This is a genomic window from Mesorhizobium hunchu, assembly GCF_040081975.1.
GTDB lineage: Bacteria > Pseudomonadota > Alphaproteobacteria > Rhizobiales > Rhizobiaceae > Mesorhizobium > Mesorhizobium hunchu.
Window position 1 is genome coordinate 276,470 of sequence record NZ_JBEBMG010000003.1, and the last position, 23,752, is coordinate 300,221.

Genomic DNA, 23,752 nt, shown 5'->3' on the forward strand with positions numbered 1-23,752 from the left:
CGAGGCTCTGGGTAAGAGCCCGTTGCCGTTCCGGCGCAGGCGCGGCCGGGCTGGCGTCGATCATACGCCATCCCGGCCTGTCATGCGCGATTAAATAAGACAGCATTACTGTCCTAAATTGATATGACAGAAATCAGGACAGCGCACAAGATCGATTCACAAAAAACTTGGCAGCGGCGCGAAAGAAAATTTCGTGAGACGTAGATGTTCTGAAATTTTCGACCGAAGCTTCCGTCCGCACGTGCCGGACGCCGATGGCCCAACGGAACAGGCTTGCCGACCGGCTCTCCAAGGGTCAGAAAGAGCCCTTCGCGACGGGAATATGCCATGAAACGCCTTTCGACGACATTGGCCCTTCTGCTTTCGTTCGGCTGCGCCGCGCAGGCCGCGCTGGCGCCGAACTACCAGCGACTGGCGGAATTGCAGGCCGTCCTCGCCCATCCGGACGTGATCGGCGCCTTCCCTGTAAGCCAGCCCATAGACAGGATCGAATACAGGGAACCCGACCTCTACAGGGTAACCGCCGGGCCCTGTCGTCTCGACGTGAAGATCGTCTCCAAACCCACGGCGTCCGGCATGGTCGGGCCGCGTCAGTTCAGCGTCGAGCCCGGCAAGCCGGTCTGCTCCTAATCCGGGAATCATCATGTTCTTCGCTTCCGACAACTGGGCAGGCGCCCATCCGCGCATCGCGGACTCGCTGTCCGCCAATGCGGAGGGCTTTGCCGCCGCCTACGGCAACGGCTCCCTCGACAAAGCGGTAGCCGAACGATTCAACGAAATATTCGAACGCGAAGTCTCCGTCTTCTTCGTGGCGACGGGAACGGCCGCCAATTCGCTCGCCATGGCTTCGCTTACCCGCCCCGGCGGCATCGTGCTGGCGCATCGCGAAGCTCACATGATCGAGGACGAGAGCGGCGCACCCGAATACCTGACCGGCGGCGCGCGCGTGAAACCTGTCGACGGGGCGCTGGGCAGGATCGAGCCCGCGCTGCTCGACAGGGCGATCCGCCAGCCCGCGACGCGCTTTCCGCATGGCGGCCAGGCGGTGGCGGTTTCCATTACCCAATCAACGGAAAGCGGTACTGTCTATTCGCTGGAGGAGATCGAGGCCATCGGCGCCATCGCGCGCGGCCACGGCCTGCCGTTCCACATGGACGGCGCCCGCTTCGCCAATGCCCTCGTCTCGCTGGGGACCACGCCGGCGGAAATGACCTGGAAACGCGGCGTCGATGTCCTGTCCTTCGGCGGCACCAAGAACGGCTGCTGGTGCGCCGAGGCCGTCGTCTTCATGGACCCGAAAGCGGCGAAGGAGTTCCCGTTCCTGCGCATGCGCGCCGGCCAACTGTTCTCGAAATCGCGCTTCGTCGCCGCGCAGTTCGACGCCTACCTGAAGGACGGGTTGTGGCTGGAGACCGCACGCCACTCGAACGCCCTGGCCGCGCAATTGGCGAAGGCCATCGAAGGGTCGGGCTTGGCCCGCCTCGGCTGGAAGCCGCAGGCCAACGAGGTCTTCGCCGTCATCCGGAGCGAAGCCGCCGAACGGCTCAAGAAGGCAGGCGCCGTCTTCTACGAATGGGATGCACCTGCCGGGCTCGACCTCGCGGCGGACGAGCGGCTTTTCCGCTTCGTCACCAGTTTCGCCACCACGCAGCAGGACGTCGACCGGTTCGCCGAACTGATCGCCTGACAAGAAAACGGCGCCTCGCGGCGCCGCTTCCGTCTCGGGAGGAGACTTTTGTCGGTCAGGCCGCGTTCTTGGCCGTGGCCTCGATCTGCTTCGCTTTCGCCGGGGCGGCCGAAATCGCGATCTTGCGCGGCTTCAGTTCCTCGGGAATGTTGCGCTTGAGATCGACGAACAGCAGGCCGTTCTTCAGCGTGGCGCCGACGACGTCGACATGGTCGGCAAGCTGGAAGCGGCGCTCGAAGGCGCGCGCGGCAATACCGCGATACAGCAGCTCCTTGCCTTCCTCTTCGCTCTCTTCCTTGCGCTCACCCTTGATGGTCAGCACGTTGCGGTGGGCCTCGATCGAGATCTCGTCATCCGAGAAACCCGCGACCGCGACGGAGATGCGATAGGCGTTCTCGCCGGTCTTTTCGATGTTGTAGGGCGGATAGGTCTGCGCGCCGTCAGGCTGGCCGAGCGTGTCCAGCATGGTGAACAGGCGGTCGAAACCGACGGTCGAGCGATAAAGCGGGGAAAAATCAACGTGACGCATGGTGTGTTCTCCTTGGAGCAACAGGGTTTTGCGTTATGGCGCCTGCGGAACCCGAAAGGCGTTCCGGCGGAACCAGCGGCCCCGACATCGGCGGCCGCAAAAGACATTTGGGTGCGCCGCACGGTCGTTTCAAGACATTCACGCCACCTGACGCGACAGGAAGAGGCCGGGGCCGGCAGCGCCGTTGATGAACGCAGGATGAACCGCGACTTCGGGTTGCGTTCAGTCCGGCGACGCTAGGGTCGGTGCAAGTCAGACGGGGCGGCCTCCAGCGCCCCTCAGAAGCCGGCCGGGTGCAACGTCCCTTCCTCCCGGTTCGACAGAGGCCGGAAGCGTACCGCAGGTCGCTTCCGGCCTTGCTCGTTCAGGGAACCCAAGCAGGGATTGCCTGCGAGAAGGCCCGGAAGCTTTGCTTTTGCAGCGATTGCTTCTATCACGAGGCACCTGTTCGGAAGGAAGCCGAAGCGCCGCATGACGGATCTGCTGCACGAAACACCCGGCAATCCGGTTCCGGCGAACGCGGTCGCCGGCTTTTTCCAGACACGCGACGGCAAGCGCATCCGCTACGCCCGCTTCGATCCGGCGACGCGGCCCGGCAAGGGCACCGTCGTCGTGCTGCCCGGCCGCAACGAGTGCATCGAGAAATATTTCGAGACCATCCGCGACCTGCAGGCGCGCGGCTTCGGCGCGGCCTGCCTGGATTGGCGCGGCCACGGCCGGTCCGACCGGCTGATCCGCGACCCCCAGCGCGGTTACGTGAAAAGCTTCGGCCAGTATGTCGACGATCTGGACCATCTGTTCAGGGAAGTCGTCCTGCCAGACTGCCGCGGCCCCTACTACGTGCTCGCCCATTCGGCCGGCGCGCTGGTGGCGCTGCTGGCACAGCCAGTATTGATCAACCGCGTGCGCCGCATGGTGCTGCTCGCCCCCTTCCTGGCGCTCCCCGGCCAGCCGGTATCGATGACGGCCGTGCGTCGCGTCTCGGGCCTGATGTGCCTGATCGGGCTCGGCAGACTTTACGCCTCCGGCGGATCGCGCCCGACCCAGACAGCCCCGTTCGATGTCAACAAGCTCACCTCCGACAGCGTCCGCTACGCGCGCAACGTCGCGATCTACGAGACCTTTCCAGAGATGGCGCAGGGCGGGCCGACGGTGCGCTGGCTGCACGCCGCCGCGGTCGCCGTCGCCACCGTTACCAGCCCCGAATTCATGGCCGCCAACCGGCTTCCGACGCTGATCGTGGCCGCCGGTGCCGACGAGGTCGTCTCCACCCGCGCCGTCGAATGGTACGCGCGCCATCTCCGCCTCGGCTCGCTGGTGACGATCGACGGCGCCCGCCACGAACTCCTGCAGGAAGCGGATCTCTATCGCGAACAGTGCCTGGCCGCCTTCGACGCCTTCGTGCCGGGGAGCGGCGGGGACTTCCAGTGAAGGCACTTGGAAACAGTCGTTCGGCCTGCGGCGATTTCAGTTGTTCAAGACCTCATAGAGATCGTGCCAGCCGGGATTCATCGCCTCGATCAATTCGAGCTTCCACTTCCTGCGCCAACCCTTGATGCGCTTTTCGTCGGCAATGGCATCGCGAATGTCGCCATAGTCCCGATACCAGACAAGGCGCTTGACGCCATACTTTTTGGTGAACCCTCCCGTCATTTCCTCGCGGTGCTCCCATATGCGGCGTTCCAAGTCGCTGGTCACGCCGGTGTAAAGTGTGCCGTTCTTGCGCGAGGCGAGAATGTAGACATAGCCTGCCATGAGAGCAGACAAGCAGGATCGGCAACGGTCATCAAGATGCCGGCTACCCCTGCCGCGTCATTCCGGGCAAGCGCCGCGAAGCGATGCGCTTGCCCGGAATGACGCTTTTTTCCGCTAACCACGAAACCATACATAGCCTCTCTGCAGCAGATCTACCCTCTCAACGTCGCCATCGCGGCGGCATGAAGCTCCGGCGTGGCGGCGGCGACGATATCGCCGCCTTTCTCCGCCGGTCCGCCCTCGACGGTGGTGATCACGCCGCCGGCCCGCTCGATGATCGGGATCAGCGCGACGATGTCGTAGGGCTTCAGTCCCGCCTCCACGACGACGTCGATGCTGCCCGCCGCCAGCATGGCAAAGGCGTAGCAGTCGACGCCGTAGCGGGCCAGCCGCACCAGCGCCTCCAGGCGATCGTAGCGGTCCCGCGCCTCGCCCGCGAACAGGGCCGGCGTGGTGGTGAACAGGGTGGCGTCGGACAGCGAGGTGGTCTTGCGCGTGGCAAGCCGACGTGGCCCGCCTGGCCCCTCGTAATGGGCGCCCAACGCATTGGCGTAGAAAAGCTCGCCGGTGAAGGGCTGCGACATCATGCCGACGACGGCGTCGCCGCCGACCGTCAGCCCGACCAGCGTGCCCCATACGGGCAACCCCGAGATGAAGGCGCGCGTGCCGTCGATCGGATCGATCACCCAGACATTGGGGCTGTCGATATTGCGGCTGCCGTGCTCCTCGCCGAGGATGCCGTGGTCGGGAAATTCCGTCTCGATCAGCGCGCGGATCGCAAGTTCCGCCTGCTGGTCGGCCTCGGTGACGGGATCGAAGCCACCGGAGAGCTTGTTGGAGACCTCGCCCGGGCTTCGGAAGCGCGGCAGCGTCTCGGCGGCCGCCGCACGCGCGATCTGCCGCAGGAAATCGGTCGAAATGTCCAATGCACTCTCCTGAAAGCCGCCTTGCCATCTGTCCGGGTCCGGACGGTTCGCTTGCATAGCAAAACCGTTGCGGGAATGTCACGCCGCCTGCGTGCATCCTCGGAGCCACACGCAAGGCAGGGAAAACCGGATTGCGCCGCTTGACATTTGTGCAGCGCACAATACCGTTGTCGTCGGACGGTTGTTCCGTCCATGCCCTCCTTGGGCGTTTCCTCCCTAGACTCGACCGCGTCGTGCGAACGATGCGGTCTTTTTTTCAAGACAGCGGCGCTTCGGAACGAAACGCGCCTACTCGGCCGCGACCGGCAAATCCCCCAGCTCGTGGTCGGGGATGGACATCAGGTCGGCGCAGAACCGCGTCAGGTCGTCGGCGAGCGGCGCGAACCCGGCGGTCTTCTGGAAGGTGCGCTCGTTCATGTAGAGGCCGCGGCTGACCTCGACCTGCAGCGCATGCAGCCGTCTGGCCGGACGGCCGTAATGCTCGGTGATGAAGCCGCCGGCGTAGGGCTTGTTGTGGGCGACCGTATAGCCCATGCCCGAAAGCAGCGAGACGGCCCTCTCGACCAGCGCCGGGGCGGCGGACATGCCGAACCGGTCGCCGACGATGAAATCGGGCCTGAAGCCCGTGTCGCCGACCCTGATGCTGGTGGGCATGGAGTGGCAGTCGACCAGAACCGCGAAGCCGAAACGGGCATGCGTGCGCATGAGCAAATGCTTCAGCGTTTCGTGGAAAGGCTTGTAAAGCGCTTCGATCCGCCCGGTCGCCTCGTCGAGCGGCAACCGTCCGGCGTAGATGTCCAGCCCCTCGCCGACCAGCTTCGGCACGGTGCCCAGGCCGCCCGCGACTCGCGCCGAGCGGATGTTGCAATAGGGCGGGACCGGTTCGGCGAACATGCGCGGATCGAGTTCCCACGGCTCGCGGTTAGCGTCGAGATAGGCGCGCGGAAAGTTGGCGGCCAGCAGCGGCGCGCCCAGCGCGACGGCACCGCCGAACAGTTCGTCCACGTAGCAATCCTCCGAGCGTCGGATCACGTTGCCGTCGAGCTTCGTCAGGGCAAGGAAGCGCGGCGGATAGAAGCGCCCGCTGTGCGGAGAACTGAACACGAAGGGAACGCGCTGCTCTGCTCCGCAGCGGACCTCGAAAGGCGTTACGGAGGAAAAATCGTCGGCGGCAGTCGTCACCTGGGAAGAACTCTCGATCATGAACGCATTGTCGGGCAAGCCTGCCATCGCGCCGCCGTCATGTCCAGCGTTTCCACGGTTTCGCGCCTTTTCCGGCGCCATCTGTGGCCGCTTGTATTCACTTGATATTTACCCGCAGCCTTTCATATACAGCATGGTTAACGGGATCGCCCGGCGGCAATCTCTTGCGGTGATTCGGACGGAACACGATGACACGAATCCTTCTGGCGGAAGACGACGACGACATGCGCCGCTTCCTGGTCAAGGCGCTCGAGCGCGCCGGCTACCAGGTCAGCGACTTCGACAATGGGGCGAGCGCCTACGAGCGGCTGCGCGAGGAGCCGTTCTCGCTGCTGCTCACCGATATCGTCATGCCCGAAATGGACGGCATCGAACTGGCCCGCCGCGCCACCGAGATCGACCCGGACCTCAAGGTCATGTTCATCACCGGCTTCGCCGCCGTGGCGCTGAACCCGGATTCGAACGCGCCCAAGGACGCCAAGGTGCTTTCCAAGCCCTTCCACCTGCGCGATCTCGTCAACGAGGTCGAGAAGATGCTGCAGGCGGCCTGACGCCCCCGGCGACCGCCCCCGCGACGCCATCGGGAACATCGCCGTTTCTTTGTCGATTCCCGCTATTGACGGGCCGTGGCAAAAGTGGTGTATGCGCCGCGTCGGATGGGCGTGTAGCTCAGCGGGAGAGCACTACGTTGACATCGTAGGGGTCACAGGTTCAATCCCTGTCACGCCCACCATTCGGCTCCTTGATTTTGTTGATAAAACCGCTTCGGCGGTTTTTTCTGTTTGTGGCGACTGACACGTAAGTGACACGTTGAGCATATCGGGCACCGGTAGCGACACGCCCAAGTCCGCGAAGTAGGCATCAATCGCTTCCCTGCCCTGTGACAGATAGTCGGGTGCATAGACTGCATATGTTTCCGTCACTCCCGGCTGACGATGGCCGAGAAGCCCTTGAACTTCCCACAGGGGCACACCACGCTTCCGAAGCTCCACGGCCATCGTGTGACGAAGGCTGTAGGGCGTGATTTCGTCATTAAGCCCAGCGTCTCGCACCACGGTCTTGAAACCCTGATGAATGCGATCAACTGGCTTTCCGTGCCAGAGCACGAACCGGGGCACGGTACGCATCTGGACGAACGGAAGTAGGGTGTCCGTGATCGGCACGATGGGCCGATACTTCTTCGTCTGTTTCCTGCCCTTCGGGTTCAGATTGATGCGAAGATCATCAAGGTCCACCTGTGCCGGGGCAAGGTCAAGGATCGCGTCCGGCCTTCCCAGCGTGTTCAGGGCGATGACGGTATAGACATAAAGATGCGGCCACTCCTGCACCTTGGTCAGAAATGTTTTCATTTCCTCTTTGCTCAGGCGGTGTGGTTCCTTGGCATCGGACCTATCCGGCTCGTCCATGATGAACGGGGCGGACGTAATTTCCCCGTGCTTCCACGCCATGCGGATCGCAGCACGTCCGACTGACATGGTTCTACTGACATAGCTGTTGCTATAGCCCTTGGCTTTCAGCCACGCGATGAACTCCTTTTGCCGGGGGATGGTGAGGTCGGCAACGGTCACGTCCTCCCAATACTCCGTCCATAGGGCAAGCCCGTAGTGCGCCGCTTCGCTGGACGCGATGTTCTTGGCGTGGCCTTCCCAATAGCGGACAAGGATCAACGCCAGCGGCATGTCGGCAGGCTTTTGGTCCTTCGGTTCCGCCTGCTTTACGACGAACTCGGCAAGGGCTTTTTTTGCTTCATGAAAGTCTTTTGTGCCAAGAGAAGCGCGGCGTGTTTGTCCAATTTCAGCGTCGAACCATCCGGCTTTGTAGACGGGAGAGTTTGGATGCCGGGTGAGATAGTATCCCCCGATTTCAAATCGTTCTTTGGACATGGCTTGAAACTCTTACTCTCCAAATAGGCATGTAGATCGACGCTGCTGTAACGAGCCCGGTTTGCAACCGTCATAAAACCGATCTCGCCGCGCTTTCGGATGCGCCGCAGTGTGACAACTGAAATGCCGAGAAAATCAGCGGCTTCCGGCTCGGTCAGATGGGTTGACCCGGATTTCGCCTGAGCACGCCGCATTGTTTGTATGACGGTCTGAATGCCGTGCCCCTTAGCCATTTATCCCTCCCTCTTGCTGGTTCACGGTTTATGCAATTTTGTCTGTCTCGTCGGCGCGCCTAGTGCTCGGAAGATGGATGTGATCATCGCGAGGTAAGCGTCCCGCTGTGTACTGTTGGCACGCGCACTTGCCTCAGAGGAACTATCCCCTAGCTGGCGGCCTCACCGGACGAGGGGTTGTCCTCAAAAAGGTCCTCACAGTAGAGGGCGTCTGGCGGGTAGTAGCGAAGTCCCCTTCCGTCCAGATATCCATCTTCTGCGCTCCAGTCGCGGTCACACCGATGCAGATAGTAGACAACTTCGACAAGATCAGCTGGCTCGTGCGTGGCCCCCACACATACGACCCCTGTGTGCACATGCACTAACGTGTAGCCGGAAGTCCGCTTGAACAATTGATAGCCAAGCTTGTAGGCATATCTCCTGACGGCTCGCTCAGACAGCAGCCGCAGCAGGAGAAAGCCGCCTCGACGGTAACGAACCGGCTTTCCTTCCCAATCCTGAACCCCAGTCATGTCAGGCATCGCGACCTCCCTGCTCCGGTGACTGGTGCTCGCTTGCGCCTACGGTCAACGATTTCGACGCCCGCCGTGCCGCACGAATGAGGGCGACAATCTCCTTGTTCTGCGAGCGATCATTTTCCACTGCCTTAGCTGCGAGCCACGCCGACAAATCGGCGGGAATGCGCGCTGTCAGCTTCACGTCCGTGGTCATCTCATCCCTCTTCTTGACCTATATTAATGCCACCAATTTATAGTGTCATATTGGTAGCTGGTCAAGGTCATCATGGTGGAATACTCTGGCCCCAAAAAATGGTGGTATCCGCGAATGACCGAATGGACGAAAATGACGCTTCGCCTGCCTGAGCAGGTTCACGCCGCACTGGTGGAAGATGCGAGAGAACGGGATACGTCGCTGAACCAAGTTATCGTGGACCGGCTTAATCGGTCGCTCGGTGGCGTTTATGTCAGCGAGGCGGAAGCCAATGACGGCACAATCCTCGACCGGCTGACCGCGATAGAGCAGCGACTAGACAAGCTGGAAGGTCACGACAGCGAAATGTCGGAAGAACAATCCGCATCCAAGACACAAGGGGAGATGCTCCGCGACCTGAAAAGCAGGCTCGTTACGGATCGCGAATGATTGGGCATCCGAATGTGTGGATGTTTTAGCAATCGTCTGCCAATACTTTGTGCCGGGGGGGATACTGCGTGTCACAGTCGTTTTTCGATCAACCAATTCTCAATTCGCCATACGAGCCGCCCGCTCGCTATCATGCGCTGGACGCCGAAGGGCAGCCGCTCGAACAGCCGCCTATCGAAGGGCGACGCCCATGCGACTTCATCACGCCCGTCCCGAAGCCGAAGCGGCGTTCGACCAAAGCTGCTCAGGCGTCCCTTGTGTTCAACGACGCGGATGGCCTAACCAGCGAAGATCAGGAATACAATCCCAAGCCGATCATCAACGAAATCCGTTCGCATGTCGCGACGTGGCGGGCGCTGCCTAGCGACCGCGATTGGGGCGTCACGCCAGCGACGGCCCGGCTCCTTCACTATTGGCGACGGACGGAAGTCGAGGGGCTTCGTCCCTTCTTCTGTCAGGTGGAGGCGGTCGAAACCATCATCTGGCTGACCGAGGTCGCGCGTAGCCAAAAGCGTTATGCCCATCTGTGGGCGCACATAGAGGCCGCCAACAAGCAGTCGGGGCCGGACCTGCTACGCATTGCCATGAAGATGGCCACGGGCGCGGGGAAGACAACGGTGATGGCGATGCTGATCGCTTGGCAGGCGATCAACGCCGTTCGCTCGCCGACCAGTTCGCATTTCAGCCGAGGTTTTCTCATCGTTGCGCCCGGCATCACCATCCGCGACCGGCTGCGCGTGCTGCTTCCAGACGATCCCGACAACTACTACCGTCATCGCGATCTCGTACCATCCGACATGCTGCCGGAGATCGGCAAGGCCAAGGTCGTCATCACCAATTATCACGCCTTCAAGCGACGCGAGACCATGGACGTGTCGAAGGTCGGCAAGGCGCTCCTACAGGGGCGTGGCGAAGCCCCTATCACGATTGAGACCGAGGGGCAGATGCTCCAGCGCGCCTGCGGCGACCTCATGGCGTTGAAGCATGTCGTCGTTATCAATGACGAGGCGCACCATTGCTATGAGGAACGTCCGAAAGGCAGCGTCGAGGATTTGGCCGACGCTGACACGAAGGCGGAAGCCAAGGAGAACAAGGAAGCTGCCCGGCTCTGGATCAACGGTATCAAGGCGTTGAAGCGGAAGGTCGGTGTCCGCGCCGTCTATGACCTGTCGGCCACGCCTTTCTTCCTCGCCGGTTCGGGCTATGTGGAAGGAACGCTGTTCCCGTGGGTCGTCAGCGACTTCTCGCTCATGGACGCTATCGAGTGTGGCATCGTCAAGCTGCCGCGCGTCCCGGTGGCCGACAACCTGCCCATCGCCGACATGCCGATCTACCGGAAGCTCTGGGATCATATCGGCAAGGAGATGCCCAAGAAGGGTGCGAAGAAGTCCGAAGACCTTGATCCGCTGAAGCTGCCGACCGAACTGCTGACCGCGCTCGACGCCCTCTACAATCACTATGTGAAAGTGGATGAGCAATGGAGACGCGCTGGCATCTCCGTCCCGCCCGTGTTCATCGTGGTCTGCAACAACACCTCCACGTCGAAGCTGATCTACGAATATATCTCCGGCTGGGATCGCCCCAACGCCGATGGCGAGCTGGTCAATGTTCATCGTGGCCATCTCGAACTGTTCCGCAACTATGACGAGCACGGGCAGCGCATTGCCCGCGCGCCGACCTTGTTGATCGACAGCGCCCAGCTTGAGAGCGGCGAGGCGCTGGACACCGATTTCCGCAAACTGGCGGCGGCGGAGATCGAACAGTTCCGGCGTGAGAAGCAGGAACGCACCGGCGTCGCGCAGGATGTCGACCAGATCGACGATGCCGAATTGCTCCGCGAGGTGATGAACACCGTGGGCCAGGTCGGCAGGCTGGGCGAGCAAATCCGCTGCGTCGTCTCGGTCTCCATGCTCACCGAGGGCTGGGACGCGAATACCGTCACCCATATTCTCGGCGTCCGGGCGTTCGGCACGCAATTGCTGTGCGAACAGGTCGTGGGGCGCGGCCTGCGGCGTCAGTCCTACGAGCTGAACGAACACGGCCTGTTCGACGTGGAATATGCCGATGTGCTCGGTATCCCCTTCGATTTCACCGCAAAGCCGGTGGTGGTGAAGCCCACGCCACCCAAGCTCGTCACCCGCGTGCAGGCGGTCAAGGAACGGGTCACCCAGCGCCCGGAGCTGGAAATCGCCTTCCCGCGTGTCGAGGGCTACCGCGTCGATCTCCCCGACGAGCGCCTGAGCGCGACGTTCACGGAAGACAGCCGCCTTATCGTCAGCCCCGAGGACATCGGGCCGTCGCGCGTCACCATGTCCGGTATCGTGGGCGCGACCGAGGAACTGACGGCGCAGGGCGTCGGCGATCAGCGCCCCAGCGCCATCGCCTATTCTCTGGCCGCCCATCTTCTGAAGTGGTTCGGTGATGGCAGCGACGGCCTGCCGGTCCATCTCTTCGGGCAGGTGCGCCGGATCGTCCGCGAATGGCTAGATGGCGGTTATCTGGTACTCAAGGGCGTGCCGATGGGCGTGCTCGACTATCTGGAGATCAAGGATCAGGCGGCAGAGCGCATCTTCCTTGCCTGTCAGCGCTACGAGCACGGGCCGAAGTCAATCAAGGCGATCCTCGATCCCTACAATCCCCGCTCCACCAGTCGCCACGTCAATTTCACGACGAGCAAGGACACATACGCGACCGATCCCCGGAGCAGCCATGTCAGCCATGTCGTTTGCGACAGCACATGGGAGGCGGAACTGGCCCGCGTGCTCGAAACCCATCCCCGCGTCGTCGCCTATGTGAAAAATCAGGGCCTCGGGCTGGAGGTGCCCTATCGCGATGGCTCGACACCGCGCCGCTACATCCCTGACATGGTCGTGCGGCTGGATGATGGTCGCGGCCCGGACGATCTGCTCAACCTCGTCCTGGAGACCAAGGGCTATCGCAAGGGGGATGCGCAGTTGAAGGCAGAGACGATGAAAACCCTCTGGGTGCCGGGAGTGAACAACCTGGGCACGCATGGGCGATGGACATTTGCCGAGTTCACCGATGCCCCGCTGATAGAGAGCGACTTTGCGGCGCTCATTGACAGTCTGACAAATAAGGAAGTTGCATAATGGCCCGCGCGCCTCGTTCACCCAAAGGCCCGAAGCAGGTCGGCACGCTCAATCACCCCGAAAACCGGCTGAACATTCCCACGGCGGAGATGGCCGATCTGGCGGCGATGCAGGAGGAGCGCGATCCGCTTGCTCCCGCCGTCTATCCGCGTGCCCGGCCATTGGCCGAAGGTGAAGTGCGGGAGCGGGACGAAGACCTCGATCCGCAAATCGTCTGGAACGGCGCCCGCATCCGGCTGACGAAGGATCAAGTCGCGCGACTGGCCGAGACCGGCGAAGTCGAGATCGGCGACGCGCAACTGGTCTGGCGCGGCAAGGACCGGCAGGACTGGTCCGACCTGATCGTCACCGCACCGCCGCTCTATATTCAGGAGAAGGTCCACCCCAAGGCGATCATCGACGATCTGGTGCGCCAGTCGAAGATGGCGCGCGAGGAGGCGAGCGACGCGCCGGACCTGTTCGCCGATTTCAACGGCCTCGACGATCCGATGGCGCGAACCGAGTTCTACCAGCACGATCAGCACTGGTCGAACCGGATGATCCTTGGCGACAGCTTGCAGGTGATGGCCAGCCTAGCCGAGCGCGAGGCGCTGAAAGGGAAGGTGCAGGCGATCTATTTCGACCCGCCCTATGGCATCAAGTTCGGGTCGAACTGGCAGGTTTCGACGCAAAGCCGCGACGTGAAGGATGGGAAGCAGACCGACCTAAGCCGCGAGCCGGAGCAGGTGAAAGCATTTCGCGACACGTGGAAGGACGGCATCCACTCCTACCTGACCTATCTACGCGACCGACTGGCGGTGATGCGCGAGCTGCTCACCGAAAACGGTTCCATCTTTGTGCAGATCGGTGATGAAAATGTGCATCGCGTCCGGTCCGTTATGGACGAGGTTTTCGGCGCGGATCGTTTCGTAAATCAGATCACAGTCGTTAAAACGACGGGCGTGATGGCAACTACGTCCGGTCTCCACTCCGGGCTGGATTATGTTCTTTGGTATGGCAAAACTAGGAGCATAAAGTTCCGAGAACCATTCCAGCAGAGAACAGAAGCAAACGCGGGCTCGTTCTCAAAAGTGATGCGCGCGGACGGAACTGTCGCTGACAAGGAAGAAGCTGGTAAGAGGTTCAGGTTTGCTGATCTACTCAAGGCTGGACCGGGCGCAAAATACGAGTTTGAGGCAGAAGGTAGGACCTTTTCATCGGGCACGAAGTGGTGGGGAACGCCGAAGGCGTCGATGGAGCGCCTTGTTAAAGCCAATCGCGTCAAACCATCTGGCAAGTTTGTGTATTTTGTTTCCTACGAGGATGACTTTCCCATCCAGAGAGTGAGTAGCCTTTGGACTGACACCACATACCTCGGCGACCGATACTATGTCGTTCAAACTGGGCCCGCTATCGTGCAGCGTTGTCTTCTGATGACCACCGATCCAGGCGATTTAGTCCTTGATCCAACTTGTGGTTCCGGCACCACTGCTTATGTCGCCGAGCAATGGGGCCGCCGCTGGATCACCATTGATACCAGTCGCGTCGCACTGGCTCTGGCACGGACACGCATCATGGCGGCGCGCTACCCATGGTATCTGTTGGCTGATAGCGCGGAGGGACGGCTCAGAGAAGCCGAAATTACTGGTAAACCTCCAAGCGATGCAGCGACTTTTGGTGATGTGCGGCAAGGGTTCGTGTATGAACGAGTGCCGCATATCATGCAAAGCACTGTTGGCAACAACGCCGAAATCGACGTGATCTGGGAGAAGTGGCAGGAGCGGCTGGAGCCGCTGCGCGCCGAACTCAATCACGCCACGGGCAAGAACTGGCAGGAATGGGAAATCCCGCGTGAGGCGGACCCGGCATGGTCCTCAAACGTTGCGGGCATCCACCAATCATGGTGGGAAGCGCGCATCGCGCGCCAGAAGGAAATCGACGCCTCCATCGCCCGCGCGGCGGATGTCGAATATCTCTATGACAAGCCCTATGCCGACAACAGCCGCGTGCGCGTGGCCGGGCCGTTCACGGTCGAAAGCCTGTCCCCGCATCGCATCGTTCCTGCCGATGCCGAGGAACTGATCGACGTCGTGGATGCGGCGGACGGCAAGAAGAAGCGTGGGCCGCTGTCATCGTCCGAAACCGATTTCGCCGCGATGGTGATCGAGCATCTGAAAACGGCAGGTGTCCACCAGACCGATCGCGCCGACCGGATCGAGTTTGTCAGCCTCACCCCCTATGCCGGGCGCGGTTACATCGGTGCCGAAGGCCGCTTCATGGAGGGCGAGACCGAGCGCCGCGCCGCGATCTTCATCGGGCCGGAATTTGGCACGCTGTCCCGCGTCGATCTCACCGCCGCCGCCCGTGAAGCCGCCGAGGCGCGTTTCGACGTGCTGATCGCGGTCAGCTTCGCCTTCGACGCCCATGCCTCCGAACTGACCCGGCTCGGCCCTCTGCCGATCCTGAAGGCCAAGATGAACCCCGACCTGCACATGGCGGGCGAACTCAAGAACACCGGCAAGGGCAACCTGTTCACCGTCTTTGGCGAGCCGGACATCGACATATTGGACCAGCCGGACGGCCGCATCGCGGTGCGCGTCAACGGTGTGGACATCTACGATCCCAATACCGGCGAGGTGCGCTCCAACGATGTGAAGGGCATCGCCGCATGGTTCATCGACACGGCCTATAACGAGGAGAGCTTCTTCGTTCGCCACGCCTATTTCCTCGGCGCGAACGACCCCTACAAGCAGCTCAAGACCACGCTGAAGGCGGAGATCGACGAGGATGCCTGGGCAACACTGAACCGTCACGTCTCCCGCCCCTTCGACCGGCCGGAAAGCGGGCGCATCGCGGTGAAGGTCATCAACCACTTCGGCGACGAGGTCATGAAGGTGTTCGGGACGTGAACTTCCATATCGCAGACAGCTTCACCGCCGCGCTGGCTCGCCTGACAGGACAGGAACAACGCCAAGCAAAAACGGCTGCCTTCGACCTGCAACTCAATCCGGCGCAGCCCGGCCTCCAGATGCACCGGCTGACCAACAGCCGGGATGCCAATTTCTGGTCGGTGCGGGTCAATCAGGACATCCGCATCATCATCCACAAGACCGAGGCGAGCTTCATGCTGGCCTATGTCGATCATCACGACAAGGCCTATGCGTGGGCGGAACGGCGGCGGATCGAAGCCCATCCGCGAACCGGGGCGATCCAGATTGTCGAGGTGCATGAACTGGTGCAGGAGGCACGGTCGCTTTTCGACTACGCCGATGCACAGCCTGCTCCACAGCCGGTCGCTGTGCCCGAGCCTGCGATCTTCACCGGACTGACTGGCGATGAACTGCTCGACGTCGGCGTGCCGCAAGACTGGATTGCCGATGTCGTCGGCTGGACGGAGACGCAGTTTTTCGAGCGGGCGGAGCATTTGCCCGCCGAAGCAGCCGAAGCTCTGCTGGAATATGCCTCGACCGGCCAATTGCCGACGCCGCAATCGGCCACCGTCGATCCCTTTGCCCACCCCGATACGCTGCGGCGCGTCCAGACCATCACCAGCGAAGAGGAACTGCGGCTCGCACTGGATTTCCCATGGGACAAGTGGAGCGTATTCCTTCACCCGTCGCAGCGAGATGTGGTGAACCGCGACTTCACGGGACCGGCTCGCGTTACCGGGACAGCCGGAACGGGAAAAACCATCGTCGCGCTTCACCGGGCGGCTCGCGCCGTTCGCGACGATCCGCAGGCGCGCGTCCTGCTGACGAGCTTTTCCCGACCTCTCGCGAATGCGCTTCGTGCGAAGCTCGCCATCCTGCTTGCCGATGACCAGCCGAAGCTTAATCGGGTTTCCATCGCCTCGTTCGAGGATGCCGCGTCCGAACTCCATCAACTTGCGACGGGGCGCAGGCCGATGCTCGCATCTGTTGAAGTCCAGCAGGCCGCCGTAGAACGGGCGATTGCAGAGCTGGGTTATACCGAACTTCCGCCCCGCTTTGCCTTCTCCGAATGGCGGCATGTGGTGGATGCGTGGAACCTGACCGATCTGGACAGCTACGCGAATGTTCCACGGATCGGGCGCAAGAACCGGCTGGGGGCGAAGCAGCGCGAAAAGCTGTGGCCGGTCATGGAAGCGACCCGGAAGGCGCTCGCGGCAAGAGGATTGCTGACATCCTCGCAGCTTCATGCTGCTGTGGAAGCAAGCTGCCGGGCAGGTAACGAGAAGCCGTTCACGCATGTCATTGTCGATGAAGCGCAGGATTTGGGTGTTGCCGAACTGCGCATGATGGGCGCGCTCACGTCCGGTCCTAATGCGCTTTTCTTCGCTGGCGATCTGGGTCAACGCATCTTCCAGCTACCGTTTTCGTGGGCGGCGCTCGGGGTCGATGTCCGTGGCCGCTCTTCCAGCCTGCGGATCAACTATCGGACCTCGCGTCAGATACGAGAAGCGGCGGATCGTCTGCTTCCGGCAAAAGTGCAGGATGTCGATGGCATCGAGGATGACCGAACCGGCGCACAATCGGTTTTCGAGGGACCATCGCCGACGATTGATGAATGTGCCGACGCGGCGAGCGAGATCGACACCATCGCGGCACTACTGCGCACGGCGTTGGATGATGGCATTGAAACTGGCGAGGTCGGTATCTTCGTCCGGTCGGGCGAGTATCTGCCCCGCGCACGCGCTGCCGTCGCCGCTGCGGGACTGGAAGCACGACAACTGACCGAGCAGGTCGAGGAAGCATCGGGCCGCGTTTCCATCGGCACCATGCACCTTGCAAAGGGGCTTGAGTTCAAGCTCGTGATCGTGATGGCGTGCGACGATGAAGCCTTGCCGCTGCAATCGAGAGTGGACGAGGCCACCGACGAAGACGAACTGAAAACGATCTTCGAGACTGAGCGCCACCTTTTCTATGTGGCCTGCACCCGCGCCCGCGACCATCTTCACGTTAGCGGCGTAAACCCCATATCCGATTTCGTGGCGGATTTGGCGCTGACGTGATCCACGATGCAATGTTGGGGCGACTTCATCGTAGCACGATGCTGGATTAGCCCGGCAGGGTTTTCGGGCTGTAGCGCTGACGGTTGCCGGGACAAAAAATCAGAAAATCCCCCGGCTACCTGCCGCGGCGTTGACGAGGGCAACGGCTCCGACTTGTAAAATCCGCTGAAATCACTCCTTCTATTTCCGGGTGATTGCCTTTGCGTCTTTTACAACCTGTGGCTTAGTGTCTTCCAAGGCAGCTTCGTAACGTTCCATTTGGATTTTCATCAGTGACCCCGGCAGCGCGAAAGACGCCAGAAAAACAAAAGTCGCGAGGCTCAGAAAACTCGCTTGTAGCCACCACAGAATTTCAGTCTGATCTTTCGGAACGAGGAACATTGCTAGGGCAATGCCGAGTGTGACAAGATACAAGAAAAAGAGCACCTTCTGGCGAAAGAGCTGCCTCTGGATAGTTGACTTCATCAACTGCAACTCTTGCCAGTCTTTGGCGCGGCTCAGTGTAGGTTCCGCAATGAAGGTGATCACGGCAATCAGAAACCCCGCGAGGATCGAAAAGATCGTAACAACGGTGTTCACCGCTTCGGGGCTGTTGGCGATAGATGGCTGGAACCAGTAGCCCACGAACGCTGACAGCAACAGTGCCAGCACGATTTTGATCGTCCTGCGCCAGTCGATGGCAATGCCATCCCGTTTCATGCGCATCTCAAGCCTCCAACTGGCCTGACGCTGCCAACTCCTGCATGTATTGCCGCATCATCGCCCATGCCTCGTCCGCGCTAACGGAGTTCGCGACAGCTTCGATACGCACCCGTTTCCTTACAGCGATTTCATCGGGACGGATTGTTTGACCATCCCGAAGCTGGATCAGGAAATCGTCCGCCTCCTCATCTGCGGCAACCTCTTGCCCCAAATGATCAAGACTGTTTTTGGCGACAAGAAGGTCCCCCTTCTTGATGTTGATGGACACGGTAACGGTTCCCATTTCTGCCTCGCGCAGATGGGCCAGTTGTTCGTCTTGCGCAATGATAGCGCCTAACGTTGACGCCGCCGCCTGCCTTGCGCGTCCCCAGAGACTATCAGCAGGCACACCGTCTACGAGTTCGACCGCTGTGGCTTCGGCGATGTCTACGTGCAACTCAACGGTCTTCACGCCGATGGTCTCGATCATAGCCAACGTGTTGAGATTTCCAACACGCGCCAGTTCGAACTGCGTCGCATGATCGGGTAGTCCCGCAGCAACGAACAATCCACGCAGGTAGTTGCCGAGCGTTGCCGCATTCCTTCCGGCATTCATTGCGACAACGTGGTTGCCGCGCACCAAAGCCATGAAATCCGCGCTCAAAAAGTTTTCTTCCGCCTCAGGTGCGCGCTCTCCAACCTCGGCGTCGGCAACGGGAGCCATGGTCAAGATGCCTACTGACTGGTCAGCAGTGTAACGTCCACACTGCACGGCGAAGCCATCGGCGTTAAAGTTCCGAGATCGAAGGCCACATACCGATGAACCATCCGCCTTGTGGACCGTGCGCTCCAACTGCGTTGGGAAATGCCCCCACGCTTGCCGCAAAAAGTGCTCAAGACTATGTCCTGCGACCAGCCACTGAGCGCGTCGATACTCTATCGCCCTTGAAACCTTCGGCATCAAATCCCCCCAATCCCGTCAGCAAGCTAACCTTTACGGACGGGAGGATGCAATACTTGCTAGATTGACCCAGTCTCCTCGCTTCTACGGGAGACATGATGCCATGAGGTCGATACTGGCCATGTTCATAAACTCCAGAATATAAAGAATTTTGGAGGATTGAACTTCGATCCGAATGGTATGGAGGATCATACCCGACAGTCCTGTTTGCAACCATGGACGACCCGCGCTTTTGCAAAATATTCTGCTCGACTAATGCTGTCACATAGGGGGGATTAGATGGAACGGAAGGCATGGGATTACTTTGTCGCTTTGCGGCGGGATATTCTGGCGGCCATCAACGGTATTAACAACGCGGATTTCTCTTTATGGTGGGACAACACCACGCCTAATTCCACGACACGCCACCGGCTTCAGAAAATTCTTCAGAACGCCATCCGTGATGCTTCAACCTTCGGTGTCTATGTGGTGACACGCCACTCGGACTGCGGACGACGCAGCCACCGAAAGGCATCGGACGCTAACGACTATGTTTGGTCCGATCCATACGGCCTCAATGTCTCATGGAAGGACAGCCGCTTCGTGTGGGAGGGAGACCAACTGTTTCAAGGAATGCGGTATGAGCTGTGTCCCTGCTCAAAAAAGGGGGAACCGCTGAACCATCATGTCATTGACGACTTCATTTACGAGCCTGACATAGAACCTGCTTTATACCGAACTGTCTCCGGCGTCCTCTCCGACATTCAATCAGCAATAGAGGAGGCAGGCGACAAGAAACCCCGTTCCGGCATCCGTGAATACCTGCTTCGGGCTATCCTCCGACTGAACGACGCGATCATGCCGCTCACGGTCGAGGCGCATATAAAGGCACAGTCGGGCTTGTAAAATCCGCCACGCCCCGTGACTGCGTTCATGGCGGCATGAACGGAAGGGCATTGCCGTGTGCAATCGTCGCGGTCCGCTTATGGTCTGGTTGCTGCCCGATAAAGCTCCTTCTCCCGAACAGTCTGCGGCTCCCACTTCTCGACAGGTGGGGTGGGAGTGGATCGCGCTTTCGCATCGTCCGCAATCGCCATCGGTATCAGCACAGGCGCGGCGATCACTGCTCCCGCCGCCAATCCCGCATTGCAGTGGGCAGGCTGACTTCCTCCCAGCATGTTGCAACTACCGCATCCATTGAGGAGTGCGCCGCCGAATACCAACAGGATGGAGCGTCTGAACATCCGGTCATGATCACAGCATCGGCCTTGAAGATCAACGCGCAGCCATGTTCGTGGTCGCCGTCTATGCTATGGGCGGCGAACGCAACAGGAGAGCGGCGATGGCGGGTAACAGGCTGATGATGACGAGCATGATCGCCATGCTGTGCGTTGCCGGTGCTGCCCATGCCGACAATGCCGCCACACGTGGCGAGCAGGTTGTCGAGCAATGGTGCCGCATGTGTCATCTGCGCGCGACGGACGCGGCTGACCCAGACATGGGGCCGCCCTATGAGGAGATTGTGCACCGCCCCGGACGTGACGAAGCCTACTTCGTCCGGTTCATGCAGGAAGACCATTTCCCTATGACGACATTCCGGCTGTTCGACCATGAGAAGGCCGATGTCGTCGCCTATCTTATGGCGCTGCAACGGCAGGGAGCGGCCCGGCCATGATCCGGCAATCGCGCCTCGCACCGTTCATCATGCTCAATGAGAGCCTTGGGGCCTCCGACCTGTCGGGCAGTCCGATGGCGATCAACGGCATGAAGGTGTTGATCCGCGCTGCCGAGAACGGCGGCATCACGCTCACCAAGTCCGGCGCGTTCTACCGGAAGTTCGTGACATGGGCTGCCGAGGATTTCCAGTGGCCGGGCTACGAGACGGAAGAACTCTATGCTTTGAACAAGGTGCTGAATGAGCAGGACTTCATTCCGCTCTCGATCATGCATGAGCTGATGATCGGCGCTCGCCTGCTGCGTCACACCAAGGGGAAGGCGCTGACAATGAAGGCCGGGAAGGCCATGATCGGCGACCACGGCGCGTTACAGGCCGAACTGTTCGACACCTACTTCCTTGCACTCGACCATGGGGCCTATGAGCGGTTCCCTATCGACCATGACGACCCCGACTTCGTGCATTTCCTCGGGGTGGCCCACAACCGGCTGGATGACTGGGTGCCGCTGACGGAACTGGCGGGCTGGTGTCTGCCCATCGACATGATCACCAACTATCGGTTTAGCCCGCTGGAAGATGCCTGCTACTACCTTCTGTCCCGCCTCGTGCGCCCGCTTCTCTGGCTCGGCATGATCGAGCGCTATCCCGGCGTGGAAAGATACCCCGCCTTCCATGACCTGCGATACCGCAAGACACCGCTCTATGACCGTTTCCTGCACTTCAACTTCACGAAGGCGATGAGCGGCACGATCCACTGATGGCCGTTACGGCGTGACGGTTGTCGCCGTGCCCGCGACCAGATGCGCCTGACTGATATAACGACCCAGCATAGTATCCGTGCGATGTCCGCTCTGGGCTTTGATGCGCCACGGCGAGACGCCTTCGATGGCCGCGCCGGTTATGTAGCCCCGCCTAAGACTGTGCGCGCTGAGACGGACCGGATCGAAACCCGCCGCCTTCGCGCGCTGCTTCACCACCAGTGCCACCGTTTGGCTGGACAGGGCGTTAACCGAGAGATTTCCGTGGCGGTCGATGGAGCGCAGCAGGAAACCGTCCGCGATGCCGGAGGCGCGCAACCATGCAGACACGGCTTCGACGGGACAGGTGGGGCCATCGGCGCGTTCAATCAACACGGTGCGGCCCTGCCCGAACTGATCGGACTTGCCGCGCCGGACCAGAACGGCAAAGCCATTTTCGACCGGGCGTAGATCGGAAACCAGTAGCCCAACAAGATCACCTCGCCTGAACGCGCCCGCGTGACCGAGAGCCAGCACGGCACGGTCACGAAGCCCACGGAGGCTGTCGCCGGGGATGGCGGCGACGATGGCGGACAGGTCGGATTTCAGGATCGGCGCGGCCTGACGTTGGGGCTTGCCGTGCAACCGCTTTATCCCACGGAGCACATCGGCGACCAGCGGGCTGGCGACGGGATCGGGAAGGCCATGCATGTTGTGGTGCTTGGCGATGGCAGCGAGGCGGCGTTTCAGCGTGGCGACTGACAGGCGCTCGGCATGTTCCGCGATGAAGCGCGCCACAGCCTCGGGCGATGCAGGTAGCGAGCCGCCCCAGCGGATGAACGCCGACACGTCATTTTCATAGCCGCGACGGGTTTCGGGCGCGAGGCTGGCGGCGAGATAGCGGCCCAGCAGGTCGTCGGACTGGCGTGTGAAATTGATTTCATTTTTAATAAAATTGTTTGATTTCAACTGGTTGGCGAGTGGTAAGTGTTCGTTTCCGCTAGTCAGGGTCAGGGCGCGGTCAGACATGGTGGCGGACCTCATTCAACAGGGGAAGATCGTTGCGCAGCAGCTCCAGCGGCTTTCGTGGGTCCGTGAGGCGCAATCCGTGAAAGTTTTCATCGGCCAGTCGGCGAAGGGTTTGCGCGGCGGGATACTGCACGCGGCGAAGGGTCAAGCCGCTCTCCACGCGAAACAGGGCCTCGCCCGCAAAGCGCAGACGCTTCCGGGGTTCGATATGATCGCGGACCCAGCGGCTGAACTCGCAGGGGCGACCCAGCAGGGTCTTGATGGCGGCGATACCGGCGTGGCTGAATTTGTCGTGACGCCAGAGCGGTAAACCGTCATCTCCGAGCATCGTCGGCGGCAGCTCATCGTCCACGGTGTCGAGAACGCCGGAGGGGCGCAGCGGCTCCAGCACCGCGAGAACCGGGGCCAAGGCTTCACGGGTCTGGGTGAACGCACGAGAGGCCAGCGAGACAGTCGCGGCGCTGGTGCCGGTTTCTCCAAGCGTAGCGAAGACCAGTTTCGGGATGGCTTTGCCGACAGGGCTGCCCCGCTCGTTCCAATCTGCTCCCGCCGCACGCCACGCAGCAATCGCCCGCGTGAACGTGGCGCGGCGGTCGCGAAGCAGCTCGACCAGCTCCGGCGCGGTCAGCTTTCCGAGCGAGGCTCGAAGGTCGGCCAACTCTATGTGGTTTTTGGCGACGATATAGGCGTCGTCCGCCGAGCGATCTTTTTCCGAGCGGCACAGGGCGGTAACGAGCGCGGCAGCAACCGGCCAGTCACCACCGAGGCGCTTGCGAAACGTCCGGCTGGCGCTACTCGAAACGGCGAACTCGACCAACGGCAGGTTGGCGAGGCCGCTATCTTCCACACTTATCGCAGCGAGACGGCGAAACAGGCGGTCGGGCGACTGGTCGAGCAGGGTCGAGGCGGCGGACAGCGCGAAGGCGGCTTCGTTTCTGCGCACGCTTTTTTGCAGGAGCGCAAGGGCGCTGAAAATCGGGATGGCAAGCGGCGCGGGCCGATGCTGATGGCGTTGACCGGACAGCCGTTCGATGATCGGCGCGGCGGCATCAAAGAGCGATAGTTGCGGCATGGGCAGTCTCCCTTGTTTCGGAAGGGAGGCGCGGCCAGAAACCACTGCCCTTGAAAGAAGCTGGGCGACTGGCCTTGCAATGTCGAACTATACGGCTCCGGCGACCGGACTATGGCGCATGATGGTTAACCAGAAAATCGCAGAGACTTGCGCGGATGTCCCTGCATGTAAGAGGCTGGAGAG

General features: G+C 61.2%; 23 protein-coding genes and 1 tRNA gene. 12 read left to right on the top strand and 12 right to left on the bottom strand.

The genetic code is table 11. The features are described from left to right. Window positions 1-327: 327 nt before the first annotated feature. Both ABMA46_RS08110 and ABMA46_RS08115 read left to right on the top strand, forming a co-directional pair. Window positions 328-630, top strand: coding sequence for a hypothetical protein (locus tag ABMA46_RS08110; RefSeq protein ID WP_348998821.1), 303 nt, complete (start codon window positions 328-330; stop codon window positions 628-630). 13 nt (window positions 631-643) lie between these two features. Then, a complete protein-coding gene (locus ABMA46_RS08115) occupies window positions 644-1,687 on the top strand; it encodes a threonine aldolase family protein (protein WP_348998822.1) in 1,044 nt (347 codons plus the stop codon). A 55-nt stretch (window positions 1,688-1,742) separates the two neighbouring features. Here the strand turns inward: ABMA46_RS08115 and ABMA46_RS08120 are convergent, their stop codons facing one another. After that, on the bottom strand, window positions 1,743-2,216 hold the full coding sequence (locus ABMA46_RS08120; protein ID WP_348998823.1) for an Hsp20 family protein: 474 nt from the start codon (window positions 2,214-2,216) through the stop codon (window positions 1,743-1,745). A 471-nt stretch (window positions 2,217-2,687) separates the two neighbouring features. Between ABMA46_RS08120 and ABMA46_RS08125 the strand changes: the two genes are divergently transcribed. Next, entirely contained in the window at window positions 2,688-3,647 is a 960-nt protein-coding gene (locus ABMA46_RS08125; protein WP_348998824.1) for an alpha/beta fold hydrolase, read from the top strand. 36 nt (window positions 3,648-3,683) lie between these two features. Here the strand turns inward: ABMA46_RS08125 and ABMA46_RS08130 are convergent, their stop codons facing one another. The 3 genes from ABMA46_RS08130 to ABMA46_RS08140 form a co-directional block, all read right to left on the bottom strand. Then, window positions 3,684-3,971 (bottom strand): GIY-YIG nuclease family protein, encoded by a 288-nt coding sequence (locus tag ABMA46_RS08130; RefSeq protein ID WP_348998922.1) that lies wholly within the window; start codon window positions 3,969-3,971, stop codon window positions 3,684-3,686. 152 nt (window positions 3,972-4,123) lie between these two features. Continuing rightward, window positions 4,124-4,897, bottom strand: coding sequence for a histidinol-phosphatase (gene hisN / locus ABMA46_RS08135; protein ID WP_348998825.1), 774 nt, complete (start codon window positions 4,895-4,897; stop codon window positions 4,124-4,126). Window positions 4,898-5,185: 288 nt separating this feature from the next. Further along, entirely contained in the window at window positions 5,186-6,127 is a 942-nt protein-coding gene (locus tag ABMA46_RS08140; protein WP_348998826.1) for an N-formylglutamate amidohydrolase, read from the bottom strand. Between the two features lie 161 nt (window positions 6,128-6,288). Here ABMA46_RS08140 and cpdR point away from each other — a divergent pair, with 161 nt between their 5' ends. Together cpdR and ABMA46_RS08150 are read left to right on the top strand one after the other, a co-directional pair. Next, a complete protein-coding gene (gene cpdR / locus ABMA46_RS08145) occupies window positions 6,289-6,651 on the top strand; it encodes a cell cycle two-component system response regulator CpdR (protein ID WP_348998827.1) in 363 nt (120 codons plus the stop codon). A gap of 107 nt (window positions 6,652-6,758) precedes the next feature. Then, a tRNA-Val gene (locus tag ABMA46_RS08150) sits at window positions 6,759-6,833 on the top strand. On the opposite strand, the gene ABMA46_RS21365 is transcribed toward ABMA46_RS08150, so the two are convergent. From ABMA46_RS21365 to ABMA46_RS08170, 4 genes are all read right to left on the bottom strand, one after another. After that, a complete protein-coding gene (locus tag ABMA46_RS21365) occupies window positions 6,784-7,779 on the bottom strand; it encodes a tyrosine-type recombinase/integrase (protein WP_425475714.1) in 996 nt (331 codons plus the stop codon). The genes ABMA46_RS08150 and ABMA46_RS21365 overlap by 50 nt on opposite strands. A 35-nt stretch (window positions 7,780-7,814) precedes the next feature. Continuing rightward, entirely contained in the window at window positions 7,815-8,216 is a 402-nt protein-coding gene (locus tag ABMA46_RS08160; protein WP_348998829.1) for a helix-turn-helix domain-containing protein, read from the bottom strand. A 149-nt stretch (window positions 8,217-8,365) separates the two neighbouring features. Then, window positions 8,366-8,737 (bottom strand): hypothetical protein, encoded by a 372-nt coding sequence (locus tag ABMA46_RS08165; RefSeq protein WP_348998830.1) that lies wholly within the window; start codon window positions 8,735-8,737, stop codon window positions 8,366-8,368. Further along, window positions 8,730-8,927 (bottom strand): hypothetical protein, encoded by a 198-nt coding sequence (locus ABMA46_RS08170; protein ID WP_348998831.1) that lies wholly within the window; start codon window positions 8,925-8,927, stop codon window positions 8,730-8,732. The genes ABMA46_RS08165 and ABMA46_RS08170 overlap by 8 nt, the downstream gene beginning before the upstream one ends. Window positions 8,928-9,041: 114 nt before the next feature. On the opposite strand from ABMA46_RS08170, the gene ABMA46_RS08175 reads away from it, so the two are divergent. From ABMA46_RS08175 to ABMA46_RS08190, 4 genes are all read left to right on the top strand, one after another. Then, window positions 9,042-9,356 carry a toxin-antitoxin system HicB family antitoxin gene (locus tag ABMA46_RS08175; RefSeq protein ID WP_348998832.1) on the top strand — a complete coding sequence of 105 codons (315 nt, stop codon included), beginning with the start codon at window positions 9,042-9,044 and terminating at the stop codon, window positions 9,354-9,356. A gap of 68 nt (window positions 9,357-9,424) precedes the next feature. Beyond that, the gene (locus tag ABMA46_RS08180) at window positions 9,425-12,466 is read left to right on the top strand and encodes a BPTD_3080 family restriction endonuclease (RefSeq protein WP_348998833.1); all 3,042 of its coding nucleotides are present in this window, start codon (window positions 9,425-9,427) and stop codon (window positions 12,464-12,466) included. Continuing rightward, window positions 12,466-15,354 carry a site-specific DNA-methyltransferase gene (locus ABMA46_RS08185; RefSeq protein ID WP_348998834.1) on the top strand — a complete coding sequence of 963 codons (2,889 nt, stop codon included), beginning with the start codon at window positions 12,466-12,468 and terminating at the stop codon, window positions 15,352-15,354. The genes ABMA46_RS08180 and ABMA46_RS08185 overlap by 1 nt, the downstream gene beginning before the upstream one ends. Next, entirely contained in the window at window positions 15,351-17,435 is a 2,085-nt protein-coding gene (locus ABMA46_RS08190; protein WP_348998835.1) for a 3'-5' exonuclease, read from the top strand. Before ABMA46_RS08185 ends, ABMA46_RS08190 begins: the two co-directional genes overlap by 4 nt. Before the next feature lie 180 nt (window positions 17,436-17,615). Here the strand turns inward: ABMA46_RS08190 and ABMA46_RS08195 are convergent, their stop codons facing one another. Beyond that, a complete protein-coding gene (locus ABMA46_RS08195) occupies window positions 17,616-18,140 on the bottom strand; it encodes a hypothetical protein (RefSeq protein WP_348998836.1) in 525 nt (174 codons plus the stop codon). Window position 18,141: 1 nt separating this feature from the next. After that, window positions 18,142-18,840 (bottom strand): hypothetical protein, encoded by a 699-nt coding sequence (locus tag ABMA46_RS08200; RefSeq protein WP_348998837.1) that lies wholly within the window; start codon window positions 18,838-18,840, stop codon window positions 18,142-18,144. A 516-nt stretch (window positions 18,841-19,356) separates the two neighbouring features. Between ABMA46_RS08200 and ABMA46_RS08205 the strand changes: the two genes are divergently transcribed. The 3 genes from ABMA46_RS08205 (at window position 19,357) to ABMA46_RS08215 (ending at window position 21,489) form a co-directional block, all read left to right on the top strand. Next, window positions 19,357-19,962, top strand: coding sequence for a hypothetical protein (locus ABMA46_RS08205; protein WP_348998838.1), 606 nt, complete (start codon window positions 19,357-19,359; stop codon window positions 19,960-19,962). Between the two features lie 382 nt (window positions 19,963-20,344). Continuing rightward, entirely contained in the window at window positions 20,345-20,731 is a 387-nt protein-coding gene (locus ABMA46_RS08210; protein ID WP_348998839.1) for a c-type cytochrome, read from the top strand. Next, window positions 20,728-21,489 carry a hypothetical protein gene (locus ABMA46_RS08215; RefSeq protein WP_348998840.1) on the top strand — a complete coding sequence of 254 codons (762 nt, stop codon included), beginning with the start codon at window positions 20,728-20,730 and terminating at the stop codon, window positions 21,487-21,489. Before ABMA46_RS08210 ends, ABMA46_RS08215 begins: the two co-directional genes overlap by 4 nt. A 6-nt stretch (window positions 21,490-21,495) precedes the next feature. Here ABMA46_RS08215 and ABMA46_RS08220 read toward each other — a convergent pair whose 3' ends face one another. Together ABMA46_RS08220 and ABMA46_RS08225 are read right to left on the bottom strand one after the other, a co-directional pair. Then, window positions 21,496-22,497, bottom strand: coding sequence for a tyrosine-type recombinase/integrase (locus tag ABMA46_RS08220; protein WP_348998841.1), 1,002 nt, complete (start codon window positions 22,495-22,497; stop codon window positions 21,496-21,498). Continuing rightward, complete coding sequence (locus ABMA46_RS08225) at window positions 22,490-23,569, bottom strand: hypothetical protein (protein ID WP_348998842.1); 1,080 nt, start codon at window positions 23,567-23,569, stop codon at window positions 22,490-22,492. Before ABMA46_RS08225 ends, ABMA46_RS08220 begins: the two co-directional genes overlap by 8 nt. Between the last annotated feature and the right edge of the window lie 183 nt (window positions 23,570-23,752).

Excerpts from the sequence above, each read along its gene's own strand:
- ABMA46_RS08120 (WP_348998823.1), bottom strand. The coding sequence starts at position 2,216 with ATGCGTCACGTTGATTTTTCCCCGCTTTATCGCTCGACCGTCGGTTTC.
- ABMA46_RS08210 (WP_348998839.1), top strand. The coding sequence starts at position 20,345 with ATGTTCGTGGTCGCCGTCTATGCTATGGGCGGCGAACGCAACAGGAGA.
- ABMA46_RS08170 (WP_348998831.1), bottom strand. The coding sequence starts at position 8,927 with ATGACCACGGACGTGAAGCTGACAGCGCGCATTCCCGCCGATTTGTCG.
- ABMA46_RS08160 (WP_348998829.1), bottom strand. The coding sequence starts at position 8,216 with ATGGCTAAGGGGCACGGCATTCAGACCGTCATACAAACAATGCGGCGT.
- ABMA46_RS08165 (WP_348998830.1), bottom strand. The coding sequence starts at position 8,737 with ATGCCTGACATGACTGGGGTTCAGGATTGGGAAGGAAAGCCGGTTCGT.
- ABMA46_RS08125 (WP_348998824.1), top strand. The coding sequence starts at position 2,688 with ATGACGGATCTGCTGCACGAAACACCCGGCAATCCGGTTCCGGCGAAC.
- ABMA46_RS08225 (WP_348998842.1), bottom strand. The coding sequence starts at position 23,569 with ATGCCGCAACTATCGCTCTTTGATGCCGCCGCGCCGATCATCGAACGG.
- ABMA46_RS21365 (WP_425475714.1), bottom strand. The coding sequence starts at position 7,779 with ATGCCGCTGGCGTTGATCCTTGTCCGCTATTGGGAAGGCCACGCCAAG.
- ABMA46_RS08220 (WP_348998841.1), bottom strand. The coding sequence starts at position 22,497 with ATGTCTGACCGCGCCCTGACCCTGACTAGCGGAAACGAACACTTACCA.
- ABMA46_RS08130 (WP_348998922.1), bottom strand. The coding sequence starts at position 3,971 with ATGGCAGGCTATGTCTACATTCTCGCCTCGCGCAAGAACGGCACACTT.
- ABMA46_RS08205 (WP_348998838.1), top strand. The coding sequence starts at position 19,357 with ATGGAACGGAAGGCATGGGATTACTTTGTCGCTTTGCGGCGGGATATT.
- ABMA46_RS08115 (WP_348998822.1), top strand. The coding sequence starts at position 644 with ATGTTCTTCGCTTCCGACAACTGGGCAGGCGCCCATCCGCGCATCGCG.
- ABMA46_RS08185 (WP_348998834.1), top strand. The coding sequence starts at position 12,466 with ATGGCCCGCGCGCCTCGTTCACCCAAAGGCCCGAAGCAGGTCGGCACG.
- cpdR (WP_348998827.1), top strand. The coding sequence starts at position 6,289 with ATGACACGAATCCTTCTGGCGGAAGACGACGACGACATGCGCCGCTTC.
- ABMA46_RS08195 (WP_348998836.1), bottom strand. The coding sequence starts at position 18,140 with ATGCGCATGAAACGGGATGGCATTGCCATCGACTGGCGCAGGACGATC.
- ABMA46_RS08215 (WP_348998840.1), top strand. The coding sequence starts at position 20,728 with ATGATCCGGCAATCGCGCCTCGCACCGTTCATCATGCTCAATGAGAGC.
- ABMA46_RS08175 (WP_348998832.1), top strand. The coding sequence starts at position 9,042 with ATGACCGAATGGACGAAAATGACGCTTCGCCTGCCTGAGCAGGTTCAC.
- ABMA46_RS08110 (WP_348998821.1), top strand. The coding sequence starts at position 328 with ATGAAACGCCTTTCGACGACATTGGCCCTTCTGCTTTCGTTCGGCTGC.
- ABMA46_RS08140 (WP_348998826.1), bottom strand. The coding sequence starts at position 6,127 with ATGGCAGGCTTGCCCGACAATGCGTTCATGATCGAGAGTTCTTCCCAG.
- ABMA46_RS08200 (WP_348998837.1), bottom strand. The coding sequence starts at position 18,840 with ATGGCTCCCGTTGCCGACGCCGAGGTTGGAGAGCGCGCACCTGAGGCG.